The sequence below is a fragment of the Amycolatopsis sp. NPDC058278 genome, from assembly GCF_042881395.1.
Taxonomy (GTDB): Bacteria; Actinomycetota; Actinomycetes; order Mycobacteriales; family Pseudonocardiaceae; genus Amycolatopsis.
This window is the reverse complement of the sequence record NZ_JBHVXZ010000089.1, coordinates 1-14314: the sequence shown is the minus strand read 5'-3', so window position 1 is coordinate 14314 and position 14314 is coordinate 1. Positions and strand designations below refer to the sequence as shown.

The 14314-nt window shown below is 71.4% G+C and carries 17 protein-coding genes and 1 tRNA gene; 11 read left to right on the top strand and 7 right to left on the bottom strand.

The features are described from left to right. Positions 1 to 34: 34 nt before the first annotated feature. Complete coding sequence (locus ACFVYA_RS34835; RefSeq protein WP_285986296.1) at positions 35 to 808, top strand: helix-turn-helix transcriptional regulator; 774 nt, start codon at positions 35 to 37, stop codon at positions 806 to 808. On the opposite strand, the gene ACFVYA_RS34830 is transcribed toward ACFVYA_RS34835, so the two are convergent. Then, positions 784 to 1272, bottom strand: a complete 489-nt coding sequence (locus tag ACFVYA_RS34830) for a DedA family protein (protein ID WP_285986297.1) — start codon at positions 1270 to 1272, stop codon at positions 784 to 786. The two genes, ACFVYA_RS34835 and ACFVYA_RS34830, sit on opposite strands and share 25 nt — an antisense overlap. Further along, entirely contained in the window at positions 1244 to 1840 is a 597-nt protein-coding gene (locus tag ACFVYA_RS34825) for a class I SAM-dependent methyltransferase (RefSeq protein WP_387051095.1), read from the bottom strand. The genes ACFVYA_RS34830 and ACFVYA_RS34825 overlap by 29 nt, the downstream gene beginning before the upstream one ends. Before the next feature lie 131 nt (positions 1841 to 1971). Here ACFVYA_RS34825 and ACFVYA_RS34820 point away from each other — a divergent pair, with 131 nt between their 5' ends. Genes ACFVYA_RS34820 through ACFVYA_RS34805 form a run of 4 tightly spaced genes read left to right on the top strand, consistent with a single transcriptional unit; the run spans position 1972 to position 5833 of the window. Beyond that, on the top strand, positions 1972 to 3090 hold the full coding sequence (locus tag ACFVYA_RS34820; RefSeq protein WP_387051093.1) for a sensor histidine kinase: 1119 nt from the start codon (positions 1972 to 1974) through the stop codon (positions 3088 to 3090). Further along, complete coding sequence (locus tag ACFVYA_RS34815) at positions 3087 to 3743, top strand: response regulator transcription factor (RefSeq protein ID WP_285986300.1); 657 nt, start codon at positions 3087 to 3089, stop codon at positions 3741 to 3743. The genes ACFVYA_RS34820 and ACFVYA_RS34815 overlap by 4 nt, the downstream gene beginning before the upstream one ends. A gap of 46 nt (positions 3744 to 3789) precedes the next feature. Beyond that, positions 3790 to 4635 (top strand): alpha/beta fold hydrolase, encoded by an 846-nt coding sequence (locus tag ACFVYA_RS34810; protein ID WP_387051091.1) that lies wholly within the window; start codon positions 3790 to 3792, stop codon positions 4633 to 4635. A 16-nt stretch (positions 4636 to 4651) separates the two neighbouring features. Further along, positions 4652 to 5833, top strand: coding sequence for a sorbosone dehydrogenase family protein (locus ACFVYA_RS34805; RefSeq protein WP_285986302.1), 1182 nt, complete (start codon positions 4652 to 4654; stop codon positions 5831 to 5833). A gap of 208 nt (positions 5834 to 6041) precedes the next feature. On the opposite strand, the gene ACFVYA_RS34800 is transcribed toward ACFVYA_RS34805, so the two are convergent. Next, entirely contained in the window at positions 6042 to 6926 is an 885-nt protein-coding gene (locus tag ACFVYA_RS34800) for a serine hydrolase (protein WP_387051089.1), read from the bottom strand. Between the two features lie 151 nt (positions 6927 to 7077). Next, positions 7078 to 7806 carry an SDR family NAD(P)-dependent oxidoreductase gene (locus ACFVYA_RS34795; RefSeq protein ID WP_387051087.1) on the bottom strand — a complete coding sequence of 243 codons (729 nt, stop codon included), beginning with the start codon at positions 7804 to 7806 and terminating at the stop codon, positions 7078 to 7080. 30 nt (positions 7807 to 7836) lie between these two features. Between ACFVYA_RS34795 and ACFVYA_RS34790 the strand changes: the two genes are divergently transcribed. From ACFVYA_RS34790 to ACFVYA_RS34780, 3 genes are read left to right on the top strand one after another with little or no spacing between them, the layout of a single operon-like run. Beyond that, positions 7837 to 8340 carry an isochorismatase family protein gene (locus tag ACFVYA_RS34790; RefSeq protein ID WP_387051086.1) on the top strand — a complete coding sequence of 168 codons (504 nt, stop codon included), beginning with the start codon at positions 7837 to 7839 and terminating at the stop codon, positions 8338 to 8340. Beyond that, positions 8337 to 8729 carry an NUDIX domain-containing protein gene (locus ACFVYA_RS34785; RefSeq protein WP_387051084.1) on the top strand — a complete coding sequence of 131 codons (393 nt, stop codon included), beginning with the start codon at positions 8337 to 8339 and terminating at the stop codon, positions 8727 to 8729. Before ACFVYA_RS34790 ends, ACFVYA_RS34785 begins: the two co-directional genes overlap by 4 nt. Next, positions 8726 to 9118, top strand: a complete 393-nt coding sequence (locus ACFVYA_RS34780; protein ID WP_387051082.1) for an NUDIX domain-containing protein — start codon at positions 8726 to 8728, stop codon at positions 9116 to 9118. Before ACFVYA_RS34785 ends, ACFVYA_RS34780 begins: the two co-directional genes overlap by 4 nt. Here the strand turns inward: ACFVYA_RS34780 and ACFVYA_RS34775 are convergent. From ACFVYA_RS34775 to ACFVYA_RS34765, 3 genes are all read right to left on the bottom strand, one after another. Then, on the bottom strand, positions 9111 to 10010 hold the full coding sequence (locus ACFVYA_RS34775; RefSeq protein ID WP_387051081.1) for a GNAT family N-acetyltransferase: 900 nt from the start codon (positions 10008 to 10010) through the stop codon (positions 9111 to 9113). The genes ACFVYA_RS34780 and ACFVYA_RS34775 overlap by 8 nt on opposite strands. A 4-nt stretch (positions 10011 to 10014) precedes the next feature. After that, on the bottom strand, positions 10015 to 10608 hold the full coding sequence (locus tag ACFVYA_RS34770) for a TetR/AcrR family transcriptional regulator (protein WP_285993958.1): 594 nt from the start codon (positions 10606 to 10608) through the stop codon (positions 10015 to 10017). Positions 10609 to 10703: 95 nt separating this feature from the next. Beyond that, positions 10704 to 11669 (bottom strand): acyl-CoA desaturase, encoded by a 966-nt coding sequence (locus tag ACFVYA_RS34765; protein ID WP_387051079.1) that lies wholly within the window; start codon positions 11667 to 11669, stop codon positions 10704 to 10706. A 206-nt stretch (positions 11670 to 11875) separates the two neighbouring features. On the opposite strand from ACFVYA_RS34765, the gene ACFVYA_RS34760 reads away from it, so the two are divergent. From ACFVYA_RS34760 to ACFVYA_RS34750, 3 genes are all read left to right on the top strand, one after another. After that, positions 11876 to 11947: transfer RNA gene (locus ACFVYA_RS34760), tRNA-Gln, on the top strand. A 36-nt stretch (positions 11948 to 11983) separates the two neighbouring features. After that, positions 11984 to 13738, top strand: a complete 1755-nt coding sequence (locus tag ACFVYA_RS34755; RefSeq protein WP_387051078.1) for a diguanylate cyclase domain-containing protein — start codon at positions 11984 to 11986, stop codon at positions 13736 to 13738. 152 nt (positions 13739 to 13890) lie between these two features. After that, positions 13891 to 14314, top strand: a 424-nt coding sequence (locus ACFVYA_RS34750; RefSeq protein WP_387051076.1) for an NTP transferase domain-containing protein, incomplete at its 3' end; no start/stop codon positions are given.

Sequence of the window (14314 nt, the reverse complement as noted above, 5' to 3'; positions counted from 1 at the left end):
CGCGGGGAATGGCGCGGACGAGCAGGATGGGACCGTGAACTTCGGAACCGCGCTGAAGGACTGGCGCACGCGGCGGCACCTCAGCCAACTCGACCTGGCGTTGCGGGCCGGGACGACGCAGCGGCACGTGAGCTTCATGGAGAGCGGGCGCTCGCTCCCCGGCCGCGGCATGGTGCTGCGCGTCGCCGAGTCGCTGGAACTGCCCCTGCGCGAGCGCAACGGCCTGCTCCACGCCGCCGGTTTCGCCCCGTCGTACCCCGAGACGCGGCTCGACGACCCGGCGATCAAGCCGGTTCTCGACGGGCTGCGGCGGCTGCTCGACGGCCACCGGCCCTACCCCGCGATCGTCGTCGACCGCTACGGCGTGCTGGTCGCGGCGAACGACGGGTTCCGGCTGCTCACCGAGGGAGTCGCGCCGGAGCTGCTGCGCGAACCGGTCGACACGCTGCGGCTGGCGTTGCACCCGGACGGGATGGCGCCGCGCGTGCGCAACCTCGACGACTGGGCGCGGCACATCCTCGAACGCCTGCGCAACGACCTGGCCCGCACCCCGGACGAACGGCTGGCCGCCCAGCTCGCCGAGCTGGAGGGTTACCTGCCGCCGCCGTCCGCGCCCGGCCCGGAGCACCTGGGGTTCGCGGTGCCGGTCCGGCTGGCCACCTCGGCCGGCGAACTGCGGCTGATCACCGCGATCACGACGTTCGCGACGGCGGCGGACGTCACGGTGTCGGAGCTGAAGCTGGAGACGTTCCTGCCCGCGGACGCCGAGACCGCCGAACGGCTTCACACCACCAGCGCCGTCGTGTGACCCACCAGCAGTTCCGCGCTCGCCCACAGCACCGCCGCCGCCACACTGCCCGCCGCGAACCGGCGGTACGGCATCGCCGCCGAGCCCGCCACGCGCGGCACCAGCGTCCGGACGCCGGCCAGGCAGCGGCCCGCGATCACCGCCGGGACGCCGTAGCGCGCGAGCGCCGTTTCCGCGCGCTGCCACCTCTTTTGGCCGACGCGGCGGGACAGCCGCGGTCCCCAGTGGCGCCCTTCGAGGTAGGCGAGCTGGTCACCGAGGACGGCCGAGGCGACGGCGACCGCCCAAGCGAGTCCGAGGTGGAGCGTGCCCCGCTCGGCGAGGAACCCCATCAGCAGCAGCGTCGACAACGTCGGCAGCACGATTCCCGGCAGCAGCGCGGTTTCCGCCGTGATGACCAAGGCGCAAACCAGGTAGACGACCGCCGGGGGTGCGTCAAGCAGTGGCCGCAGCAGGCTGTCCACGCCGTGCCCTCCCGACGGCCACCGGGAGCGCCGCGCGGTAGACGAACGCGGGCGGCAGGTTGCCCCAGACGACCTGGGTGCGCTCGACGACCGCGAACCGGCTTCGCAGCGACGCGGCGAAGCGGCGTGCGGGTGGTGTCCAGGCCGCGTGGGCGTACGCGAACGTCGTGAACCGGCCGTTCGGGGCGAGTGCGGCGGTGACCGCGTCGAGGATGCGCTGCTGCCGGGGCGCGGTCATGGCCGTCCACGGCAGACCGGAGACGACGACGTCGGCGCCGTCCAGAGCCAGGTGTTCCGCCGAGCCGGTGACGACGTCGGCTCGGGGGAAGCGTTCGCTCAGGACGGCCGCGAAACGCGGGTTGATCTCTATGGCCGTCAGGCGCGCTTCGGGGCGAAGCAGCGCGAGGATCGCTTCGGTGAACACGCCGGTGCCCGGCCCGAGCTCCGCGACGCACGACGCGCGTTCCAGGCCGAGGCCCGCCGTCATCTCTTCGGCCAGCCGCGGCGAGCTCGGCGCGATCGCGCCCGTCAGCATGGGATGGCGGAGGAATTCCCTGGTGATCGACATGATCCCGACGCTAGGAACGGCCGGGGTGGCCCCGAATCCGCCGGACCGGCCGGCCGGGTCATCCCCGAGGAGGACAAGATCAGGCCGGAGGAAGGACGCCCCGGACGTGGCCCCGGCATTACGTTCGGGACGTGGAACGATTCGTGAAGTGGGTACGCCGGCACCGGTGGACGGTGGACCTGCCGCTGTACGCCGTGTTCGTCTTCCTCGCCCCCAACTGGGCCGGCTCCGGCTCGTACGCCGTCCGCGCGATCCCGATGCTGTTCCTGCTCCCGCTGCTGCTGCGCCGCCGGTTCCCGCGCACGGTGGCGGTGCTGATCATCGCCGGGGCGGCGGTGGTGTACTTCGACGACGTCTGGGCGTACGACCGCGGCCGCACCGAACTGGCGATGGCGGTCGTGCTGTTCAACCTCGTGAAGCTGAGGTACCGGTGGTTCGCCGCGGCGATCGCCTTCGCGATCGTCGTCCTCGACGTCCAGTGGGTCACCCTCTACGCGCCGGAAACCGGCTACCCGACCTTGTCACTGATCGGCATCCTGCCGCTGCACATCGCGGCGTGGGCGCTCGGGGAGTTCTTCCGCAAGCAGGAGGAGCTCACGGCCGAAGAGGAAAAGCGCGACGCCGCCCAGACCCGCGCGGCGCTCGCGGAAGAGCGCACGCGGATCGCGCGCGAGCTGCACGACGTGCTGGCGCACAGCATGAGCGTGATCGTGCTGAACGCCGAAGGCGCGAAGCTCGCCCGGCACCGCGACCCCGCGGCCGTCGACCGCACGCTCGACACGATCGTCCACACCGGCCGGGACGCGCTGGCCGAGCTGCGGCGGCTCCTCGAAGTCCTGCACGCCGGCCAGGCGGCGCGCAGTCCCCAGCCGACGCTCGCCGAACTGCGCGCGCTCGTCGACCAGTCCGGGCGCGACGTCGCACTCGACGTGACCGGCGACCCGGGCACGCTGCCCGCGAGTGCCGCGCTGCAGGCGTACCGGATCGTCCAGGAGGCCCTGACCAACATGATCAAGCACGCCCCGGCCGACGCGACCGGCCGCGTCGGCGTCGCCTTCGAGCCACCGGAGGTCCGCATCGAGGTGACGAACACCGGCGGCCACGCACCACCGGCCCCGGCCCTCCCGTCGTCCGGCCACGGGCTGACGGGAATGCGCCAGCGCGTCGAGATGTACCACGGCGAGCTGACCACCGGCCCGCTGCCCGACGGCGGGTACCGCGTCCACGCGACCCTGGTGGTGCAGCCATGACCACCCGCATCCTCCTCTGCGACGACCAGCAGCTCGTCCGCGTCGGCCTCCGCATGATCGTCGAAAGCCAAGACGACCTCACCGTCGTCGGCGAAGCTGCCAACGGCGAAGAGGCCGTCGCCCTCGCTCGCGAGCTGCGCCCCGATCTGGTGCTGATGGACGTCCGGATGCCGGTGCTCGACGGCGTCGCCGCGACCGCGCGGATCTGCGCCGAACTGCCGGACGTGCGCGTCCTGATCATCACCACCTTCGACCTCGACGAGTACGCGTACGCCGCGTTGCGGGGTGGGGCCAGCGGGTTCCTGGTGAAAGACGCGCCTTCGGAAGAGATGCTCGTCGCGATCCGGGGCGTCCTGCGGGGCGACTCGATGGTCTCGCCGTCGGTCACGCGGCGGCTGCTCGACCGGTACCTCGCCGACGAGCGCGATCCCGTGGACATCGCGCGGCTCGGGGTGTTGACCGAACGCGAGAAGGACGTGCTGGGCCTCATCGCGCGCGGGCTTTCGAACTCGGAGATCGCCGCGAAGCTGTACATCGGCGAGACGACGGTGAAGACGCACGTCGGGCGGATCCTCGGCAAGCTGCGGCTGCGCGACCGGGTGCACGCGGTGGTCTTCGCCTACGAGTCCGGGCTGGTGCGCCCGGGTTCCTGATCACTCCCTATCAATCCTCTTGATACGGAGGTTTAGAGTACTTTGCATGATGATATACAAGTCTGAGGCCGGCGCCGCGCTCCTCCGCGAGCGGTACCTCGACGCTCTGCGGGCCTGGCCCGTCCCCCGTGCCGAAGTGCGCGTCCCGACGCCCGAAGGCGAGACGTTCGTCCTGGTCTCGGGCCCGGCCGGGGCCCCGGCGCTGGTGCTGCTGCACGGCTCCGGCAGCAACTCCGCCGAGTGGGCGGCCCGGATCCCGGCACTGGCCGGGCGGTTCCGGGTGCACGCCGTCGACATCATCGGCGAGCCCGGGCTGAGCGCCGAGGCCCGGCCGCCGCTCTCGGGTGACCGGTACGCGCGGTGGCTGGACGCGGTGCTGGACCACTTCGGCCTCGGCCGCGCCGCCTTCCTGGCGTCGTCGTTCGGCGGCTGGGTCGCGCTCGACTTCGCGACCCGGCGGCCCGAGCGGGTCGCCGCGCTGGCGTTGCGGTGCCCCGTCGGCCTCGGCCCGATGAAGAAGGGGTTCGTCGTCAAGGCCGTGCTGCTGGGGCTGCTCGGCGAGAAGGGACGGCGGAAGGCCGTCGCCGGTGCGGTGGGCGAGCCGGAGTCGTCGCCGATCGTGGCGCAGCAGCTGCTGGTGGCCGCGCACTACCGGTACCGCACCGGTCCGTTCCCCGTATTCGGCGACGCGGCCCTCGAACGGCTGACCATGCCGGTGTACGCCGTGGCCGGGGCGGACGACGCCATGGTCGGCTCCGTGACGACGAAACGGCGTCTCGAAGCGGCCGGCGCCGAGGTGGACCTGGTGCCCGGCGCCGGGCACTCCTTCTCCGGCGACGCCGACCTGGAGTTCCTCACGCGCTCGGCGGCGAACGGCGATTTCACCACTTGATGGCAGGATGAGGCGTATGCGGCGTTCGCTGGGTCTCATCGGTGTGGTGTCCCTGCTGGTCCTGGGCTGTTCGGGGGCGGCGAGCGAGCCGGTGCAGAGCGTCCCGCCCGCGGCCACGCCGGCCGCCGCGAGCGGGAAGTTCAAGGTCGAGACGGTGACCGGCGGCCTGGAGCACGGCTGGGACGTCGGCTTCCTGCCCGACGGCGGCATCCTCGTGCCCCAGCGGCCCGGCAAGCTCGCGCTGATCCGGAAGGGGCAGGCGGCCGAGGTGCGCGCCGACTTCTCCGACGTCCTCGTCAAGGGCGAAGGCGGGCTGCTCGGCATGGTCGTCAGCCCGGACTTCGCGACCAGCCGCGAGTTCATCACCTGCCAGGACCACCAGGAAGGCGGCAAGGCCGTCGACATCCGGCTGGTCACGTGGAAGCTGGCCGCCGACGGCACGAGCGCGTCGAAGGTGAAGGACCTGCTCACCGGGCTGCCGGTGAACCCGAGCGGACGGCACTCCGGCTGCCGGCCGACCTTCGCCCCGGACGGCGCGCTGCTCGTCGGCACCGGTGACACCGCGCGCGCGTCGATCGCGCAGGACCGCCATTCCCTCGGCGGCAAGGTGCTGCGGCTGGACGCGAAGACCGGGAACGCGTTGCCGGACAACCCCTTCATCACCTCGAGCGACCCGCGCGAACGGCTGATCTACACCTACGGCCACCGCAACGTCCAGGGCGTGGCGATCCGGCCGGGCAGCGGCCAGGTGATCACCGCCGAGCACGGCCCGACGTTCGACGACGAGGTCAACCTGCTGAAGCCGGGCGCGAACTACGGCTGGGACCCCTCGAAGGGCGGCACCGGAACGAGCTACGACGAAAGCGTGCCGATGACCGACCTCAAGCGGTTCCCGGACGCGGTGAGTCCACTGTGGACCTCCGGTAGCATCACCGAGGCGATCAGCGGCGACGCCTTCCTGACCGGCGCGCAGTGGGGCACGAACGACGGCGCGCTGGTCGTGGTGGCGCTCAAGGGCCAGAAACTGCTGCTGTACCACCTGGACCCGGCGGGCAAGGTCCTCGACGTCTCGCTGCCCCCGGAGTTCGACGACAAGTTCGGCCGCCTGCGCGCGGTCCGCAGCGGCCCGGACGGCGCGCTGTACGTGACCACGTCGGACGGGACGGACGACAAGCTGCTGAAGGTCACGCCCGCCTGATCATGGGAAAAGCACGGCCGTCGAGTGCCGTGGACACTTCCGCCGGGGTGGCGGATCGCGGAACATGGTGTGTACCAGAAGTTTTCGCCCGCCCCCGACGCGTGTTGGACGCGGTCCGAAGAGAGCGTTCCCGCGGCAGCACCGCGCCGGTCCCCGGGCGCCATCGCCGACCTGGCGACCCGGGGACCGGCATCCACTCCCGATCGGTTCAGGCCTTGGCCGCCCGGAGGGAACCCTTCAGCGCGCCGACGGCCGCGGTCAGTGCCGTGGTCGCGGTGGGCCAGTCGATGGTTTCCTTCCAGGAAGCCATCACCGCGACGACGTAGGTACCGGACGCGGTCCGGACCAGCCCCGTGGTGTTGAGCACCCGCCGGGCCTCGGAGCTGCCCCAGCCCTGCTTCACCGCCCACGTCGCGCCCGGGAACCCGCGCGGGATCCCGAAGTGCTGGTCGAACCCGTCGGCGGCGTTGCGCGGGGCGCTTTCCATCGCTCCGGTGAGGAACACGCGGCCTTCTTCGGACAGCCCCGCGGTGATGTACCGGTAGACCGTGACGACGTCGGTGGGTGACATCCGGGTGGAGCCCCACTGGCCGGGGTCGTCCGGGGGCGTGGTGTGCGTGAGCCCCAGCTTCGCGACCTCCCGCCGGACGATGTCCGGGCCGCCGTTCTGCTGCCAGAGGCGGCTGGCGACGTGATCGTCGCTGGCGGCGAGCATGGCGTGGACAGCCGTCTCTTCGCCGCCCGAAGGCACTCCGGAACGGTCGATCAGGTCGAGCGCGATGAGCAGCTTGACCACGGACGCGGTGGGCTGCGGCTGGTCGGCCTTCCACCTCGTCTCGACCGCGCAGGCGCCGAGGTCGACGATCTCGATCCCGAGGCGCGGATCGTTCCCGGTGCTCAGCAGCACTTTCCTGGCCTCGGCGACGCGGCTCGTCTGGTTGTCCCCGGGACCGGCCGGCGGCGCGCCGCACCCGGCGCGCCAGCTGTCGCTTCCGGAGCCGCTGTTGACGGCGATCGCGGTGAGCAAGCCCCCGACCACGATGACCACCGCGATCGCCACGAGCACCTTCACGTTGTTCAGTCGCTCGAGCACCAGTCCACCTCCGCCGGATTCGTGAGGAATCCGAAGCTATTGCGGAGGTGGACCGCGGGTATCGCCCGATGAGCCGGTCTGTTTTGGCCATCCGGTGGACAACCGAGCGCCGGCGAGCGCGCGCATCGGCCGGATGGCCGATGCGCCCGCCCTAGCTACCGAGGTAGGCGCCGCCGTTGACGTGCACGACCTGCCCGGTGACGTGCCCGGCGGCGGGGCTCGCCAGGAAGGTCACCACGGCGACGACGTCGTCCGGCGTGCCCGGGCGCTTGTTCATGGTGTTGCCGATCAGCCAGTCGCGCCGCTGGTCGCTCAGCTGCCCGTGGAAGAACTCGGTCTCCCCGATCAGCCCCGGCGCGACGACGTTCGCGGTGATCCCGCGCGGCCCGAACTCCCGGGCCACGCTCACGTTCCAGGCCTCGACCGCGGCCTTCGCGGCGCCGTAGGACCCGGCGCCGGTGTGCGCGGCGATCGATCCGATGGTGATGATCCGCGCGCCCTCGGCGAGGCGGTCGCGCAGCGCGTGCGTCACCAGCGCGGCACTGACCACATTGGACCGCAGGTTCCGCTCGAACGCGGCCGCGAAACCGGCCAGCCCCTCTTCGCCGTCGCCGTCGAGGAAGTCGGTGTTGCCGCCGGCGTTGTTGACGAGGACGTCGACGCGGCCGGGCAGCTCGCCCAGTGCGGCTTCGACGGCCGCGGGGTCGGCGGCGTCGAACACGACGGGCCGCGCGCCGGCGAGCGTCGCGGCTTCGGTGAGCACCTTTTCCCGGCGCCCGGTGATCGTGACGCGCTCGCCGGCCTGCGCGAAGGCGGCCGCCACGGCGTAGCCGATGCCCGTGCCGCCACCCGTCACCACGATTTCCCTGCTGTTCGCCATGAACCCGACCCTAGTGCCTAGGATCGGGGAATGAGCAAGATCGACCCGGCCACGTCCGCGCTCGTGCTGATCGACCTGCAGGAACGGATCGTGGCGCTGCCCACCACGCCGTACACCGGCGAAGAAGTCCTCGCCAACGCACTGAGGTTGCGGGACGCGTTCCGCAGCGCCGGAGCGCCGGTGGTGATCGTGCGGGTGTCACGACCGGACAACCCGCCGGGCAGCGAGCTGGCCTTCGAAGCCGGCGACGACAAGATCGTCACGAAGTACACGATCGGCGGTTTCGCGGGCACGGACCTCGACGAGTTCCTGCGCGGCGCGGGCGTGCGCAGGGTCGTCTTCGGCGGCATCGCCACGGAGTTCGGCGTCGAGTCGACCCTGCGCGCGGCCGCGGACCACGGCTACGACACGGTGGCGGTGTCGGACGCGATGACGGCGCTTTCCGGCATCTCGCACGAAAACGCCATCACGAAGATCTTCCCGCGCCTGGGCACGGTGGTCACGACCGACGAAGCGCTGGCGGCGCTGGCGTGATCGACAAGATCGCCTGGATCCACGTGGCGGACGGCCGCATCCTGGCGGCACGCTCGCGCGGCAAGGACAAGTTCTACCTGCCGGGCGGCAAACGCGAGCCGGGCGAGACCGACGCCGAGACGCTGGTCCGGGAGATCCACGAGGAGCTCGGGGTGGCGATCGAGGTCGAGACGATCGCCCCGGCGGGCACGTTCGAAGGCCAGGCGCACGGGCACGCGGAGGGCACTACCGTCCGCACGACGGCCTACACGGCGGAGTACGCGGGAACGCCACGGGCCTGCGCGGAGATCGAGGAGATCGCCTGGCTCGCCTATGCGGACCGGCCGCGGGTTTCCCTGGTGGCCCAGCTCGTCTTCGACCACCTCCACGACGACGGCCGGCTGCGGTGATCGACAAGATCGCCTGGATCCACCTGCTGGACGGCCGGATCCTGAGCACGCGCTCGCGGGGCAAGGACGTCTACTACCTCCCCGGCGGCAAGCGCGAGCCCGGCGAAACCGACGCCGACACGCTGGTCCGCGAAATCCGCGAGGAACTCGACGTGGCGATCACGCCGGAGTCGATCGCCGCGGCGGGGACGTTCGAAGCCCAGGCGGATGGCCACGCCGCGGGCACGCTGGTGCGGATGACCTGCTACACGGCCGAATACCGCGGCACCCTGACGGCGAGCAGCGAGATCGAAGAGGTCGTGTGGCTCGGTTACGCCGACCGCGGCCGGGTTTCCGCAGTGGACCGGCTCATCTTCGACCACCTCCGCGAGACCGGGCAGCTCACCTGAGCTTGATGAGCGGCGCGTCCCGCGAAAACGCCCGGAACCCCGCGCTGTAGTACAACTCCCGCGCCGGTTCCGGCTCGCCCATGCAGGCGACCGTCGCGTGGCGGGCGCCCGCCGTGACGGCCAGGCGCATCCCGTGCAGCACCATCGCGCGAGCCAGCCCCCGGCGCCGGTAGCCCGGGTGCGTGCCGACCGGCTCGAACTCGACCGTCGCGTTCACCTCGTCGAGCCACATGATCGCCGAGCACACCATCGTCCCGTCCGGCGCCTCGACGAGGACGTGCAGGTCGCCGCGGTAGCCCGGTGCCTGCCGCAAGCCTTCGTACGACGAAGCCGTGTACGACGTCGGAGCCCAGGCGTCGACATGCGCCTGCACCACGGCTTCCGGCGAGACCTCCGAGGCGGTGCGGAAGGCGAACCCGGGCGGCAGCGACGGTTCCTCGACGTCGGTGAGGTCACGCTCGTTGAGCTGCGACCAAGCGTCGGGCGCGTCGGGTTCGTAGCCGTGCGCCGCCCAGCGCGCCAAGGCATGCGAGTCGGCCGCCGAGGGCAGCACGGTTCGCTCGAGGCCGGCCGCGGTCGTGTCGTACCAGCCGATCACGTCGTCGACCAGCTCCGCGTGCCCGGGATGCACCTGGTGCGCCAGGTACGCGTGGGTGATGTCCTTGACCGAGCCGTCGTTCCGCCGGACCCGGCGCGGCAGCTCGGCCCAGCCCCACGCGACGATCTCCCCGTCCGAGAACCACAGCCGGCGCTCGCCGTCGCCGCGGGTCCGGCCCCAGTTCCAGGCCAGCTCACCGAACGACGCGTCGCTGTTCACCAGATCCGGGTGGGTGGCGGTGATCCGCTGCGCGAGGCCCTGCATCAGCCGCAGCTCCGCGGCAGTCAGCGCCACGACGTCAGCCCAGCCGGAGCTTCGGCTTGTGCTCCAGGTGCGACAAGCCGTTCCACGCCAGGTTGACCAGGTGCGCAGCCACCTCGTCGCGCTTCGGCTTGCGCGCGTCCAGCCACCACTGACCGGTCAGCGCCACCATGCCCACCAGGGCCTGCGCGTACAGCGCGGCCAGCTTCTCGTCGTAGCCGAGTGCACCGAACTGCTGGGCCAGGATGTGCTCCACCTGGCTCGCGATGTCGTTCAGCACCGTGGAAAACGTCCCGGTGGAGCTCGCCACCGGCGAATCGCGGACCAGGATGCGGAATCCGTCGTGGGAGTCCTCGACGTAGGACAGCAGGGCCGTCGCCGCCTGCTCCAGCATCACCCGCGGGTGACCGCCGTGGAGGGTCGAAACCATCCGGTCGAGCAGCAGCTGCGTCTCGCGGTCGACGACCACCGCGTAGATGCCTTCCTTGCCGCCGAAGTGCTCGTACACCACCGGTTTCGACACGTTGGCGCGGTGGGCGATCTCCTCGATCGAGGTGCCGTCGAAGCCCTTCTCGGCGAACAGGGCCCGTGCCACGCTCAGCAGCTGCTGACGCCGCTCGCTCCCGGTCATCCGGACCCGCGTCACCGGGGCGGCCGGACGCGCCCCGGTGACCTGCTGCTCGCGCTTCGAGCGTCGTCTCCCCGCCATCGGGGCAGCCTAGTTGACTAGCCCTTTTCCGTCGCGATACGGGCCAAGCGCTGCGGCGTCGGCCAGCGCACGTCGTGCACCCAGCCGAACTTCTCGAAGATCCAGATCAGCCGTGCGGAGATGTCGATCTGGCCGCGCTTGACGCCGTGGCGGGCGGACGTCGGGTCGGCGTGGTGCAGGTTGTGCCACGACTCGCCGAACGAGAAGATCGCCAGCGGCCAGAAGTTCGCCGACTTGTCCCGCGCGTTGAACGGGCGCTCGCCGATCATGTGGCAGATCGAGTTGACCGACCAGGTCACGTGGTGCAGCACGCAGATGCGGACCAGCCCGGCCCAGAAGAACGCCGTCACCGCGCCCCAGAACGACCACGAGATGAGCCCGCCGAGGACGGCCGGCAGCACCAGGCTGACCAGTGCCCACAGCCAGAACAGGTCGTCGACCTTCTTGATCGCCGGGTCCTTCACCAGGTCCGGCGCGAAGCGCTCGGCGTTGGTCTGGTCGCGTTCGAACAGCCAGCCCATGTGCGCGTGCCAGAAACCCTTGGCGATGGCCCACGGCGAGGTGCCGAACGCCCACGGCGAGTGCGGGTCGCCGTCGCGGTCGGAGAACGCGTGGTGGCGGCGGTGGTCGGCGACCCAGGTGATCACCGGGCCCTGCAGGGCGATGCTGCCCGCGATGGCCATGAACACGCGCAGCCACTGCTTGGCCTTGAACGAACCGTGCGTGAAGTAGCGGTGGTACGACACCGTGATGCCGAGCCCGCTGATCGCGTAGAACACCACGAAGATGCCGACGTCGACCCAGCTCAGTCCCCAGCCCCACGCGAACGGCACGGCGACCAGGAGGGCCACCAGCGGCGCGATCACGCCGAAGTAGACCGACAGCTGCACGCCCATGCCGCGCGTGCCTTCGGTGACTGGTTTGGGCCCCTTGGGGGCGGAAGGTTCTCCGGTGGACTGGGAACGGTCGAGCGTGGCCGTCATACGCTTCACTTCTTCCTACACAGGCACGCCTCTTACCAAGGGCGCCCTAACCTACGATGCCGTAAGTTACGGTACAGCAGGTTCGGGCGGCTGGGGAGAGCCCGAACTCACACTGGTCCTTCGGAACCGGAGTACCCGGCAGACGGGCGCGTAACGCATCCCCCGCGCGGACGACACCCGATCGTCGCTATCCTGACCAGGATCGATCCGCCGTAGTGTAATCGGCAGCACTTCAGATTTTGGTTCTGACAGTTCAGGTTCGAATCCTGGCGGCGGAGCAGCAGAAGGAACCGGAAACCCACGACACCGGGAGGTTGGCGCTGACCGACGAGGCGACCGACCCGGTGACGGCCAGGCGCCCCGCGCTGGCCGAAATGTCCGACGCGTGGCTCGTCGGGCGCGCGCGTGAACTGGGCGCCGCGGTCCAGCGGCACGAGTACACCCAGCAGCTCGAGATCGTCGCGATGATGGACGAGCTGCTCGACGAGACCCAGCGGCGCGGCGAGCCCCTGCTCGTGGCCCAGCTGCTGCGCTCGTCGGCGCTGGCCCGGCTGGCCACGAAGGGCCTGGCCGCGGAGGCCGAACCCCGGCTCGACGAGATGCTCGCGCACACCCGGCGCCACGGCATCGCCCTGCTGCGGGCCGACGCGCACGCGCTGCGCGGGCGCCGGCTCGTGATCGCCGCGCAGGAGGACGCCGCGCTCACCGAGATCGCCCGGGCGCTGGCCATCCTCGACGACTCCACCATCCCGGACCGGCAGGTCGGGCTGCGCAACTGGAACCGGCTGCTCTCCTCGACGCTGATCGACTGCTGGCTGGTGCTCAACCAGCTCGGGGTCTACGAAGCCGCCGAGGAGGTCATCGGCCGGGCCGCCACGGCGATCCGCGAGAGCGCGAGCCCGCACGACATCGCCCTGCAGCTGATCAACCGGATCAAGATGCTGCTCGGCTGGGGCCTGCGGCTGGAGCGCATCGACGAGTACGACGAGAGCGCCGAGAAGTTCCGCACCGCGGCGTCGATGGGGGCGGCCGCCGAAGGCCCGTTCGCCGAGTCGCTGTTCCCGCGCAAGGCGAACGTCGCGGCGATCGACCAGGTCGGCGTCCTGGCCGCGGCGCCGGCGCTGAACCAGCCGGGCGCCGAGCACATCGAACGGCTGGAGCACCTCTACACCGAGCGCGCGTTCGGGCACGACCGGGAGATCGTCGCGATCGCGCTGGCGCGCTGCCTGGACAAGGAGGGCCGCCGCGAGGAGGCCCTCACGGTCCTGCGGGAGACCCGCCAGTCGATCTCGGACGACACCTCGCAGCCGTCGATGCGGCTGAACATCGCCCGCGAGCTGGCCCGGCTCGACACGAGCCCGGACTACGCCTCCGGCGCCAGCGAGTCGCTGATCGACTACGCGCGGCGCCTGGAGTCGGAGATGTGGAGCCTGCGCGAGTCGCAGATCGCCACGCTGAACGCCCGCCGCGAGCACGAACGGCTCTCCGCCGAGCACGGCGCGATCACCCAGCAGGCGCTGCAGGACCCGCTCACCGGCCTGCCGAACCGGCGCGCGCTGGACGAGAAGCTGCGGCAGCTCGCGTCGTCGGCCGACGCGCAACCGCTGGCGGTCGCGCTGGTCGACCTCGACGGCTTCAAGGGCGTCAACGACAAGCAGTCGCACGCCGAAGGCGACAACGTGCTGCGTGTCGTGGCGAGCACGCTTCGTGACGCCTTGCGCGGCGACGACCTGGTGGCGCGCTACGGCGGCGACGAGTTCATCGTCCTGCTCCCGGGCACGCCCGCGTCCGCGGCGAAGATGGCGCTCGGCCGCGCGGTGAAGTCCGTCTCCAACCTGCCGCACCACCTTTCGCACGGCGTGACGCTGTCGATCGGGCTGGTCTCGCTGCGGCCGCAGGAACGCGGCGAGCAGGTCCTCGCCCGCGCGGACGCGGCCATGTACCAGGCGAAACGCGGCGGCGGCAACCAGGTGGCGTCGGCCAACTCGATGGCCGCGGACCCGGCCGCCGCGTGGGCGAGCGAGGCGCCGCCCACCGACCCCGCGTGGGACGCAGACGACCACAGTTAGCAATCCGGCCGAAAGCAGGCGGACACGGTCGGCGAGGAGGCCCGCTCACCGGCACTCTTTCCGCCGTGGCTGCCGGTCGGATTGCCGATATCCAGCACAGTTAGGATCGGTGCCCGACAGAAGCCATCATTTGGTAACCGTTGGGAGCGCCGTTGACCGGCCCGCTGAGCACGTTGATCCTGGCCGCGGGTGAAGGCACCCGCATGCGTTCCGCGACGCCCAAGGTGCTGCACCCGATCGCCGGGCGGCCCCTGGTCGAGCACGCCGTCCGGGCCGCCGCCGGCCTGAACCCCGAACACCTCGTGGTGGTCGTCGGCCACGGTCGCGAACTGGTCGGCGAGCACCTCGGGCAGGTGGGGACCGCCCTCGGCCGCCCGGTCGGCACCGCGGTGCAGGCCGAGCAGAAGGGCACCGGCCACGCCGTGTCCTGCGCGCTCGCGACCCTGCCCGCCGACCTCACCGGCACCGTGCTCGTCAGCTACGGCGACGTCCCTCTGCTCGACACCGCGACCCTGGGCGCGCTGCTCGACGAGCACACCGAGGCGAAGAACGCGGTCACCGTGCTCACCTCGGTGG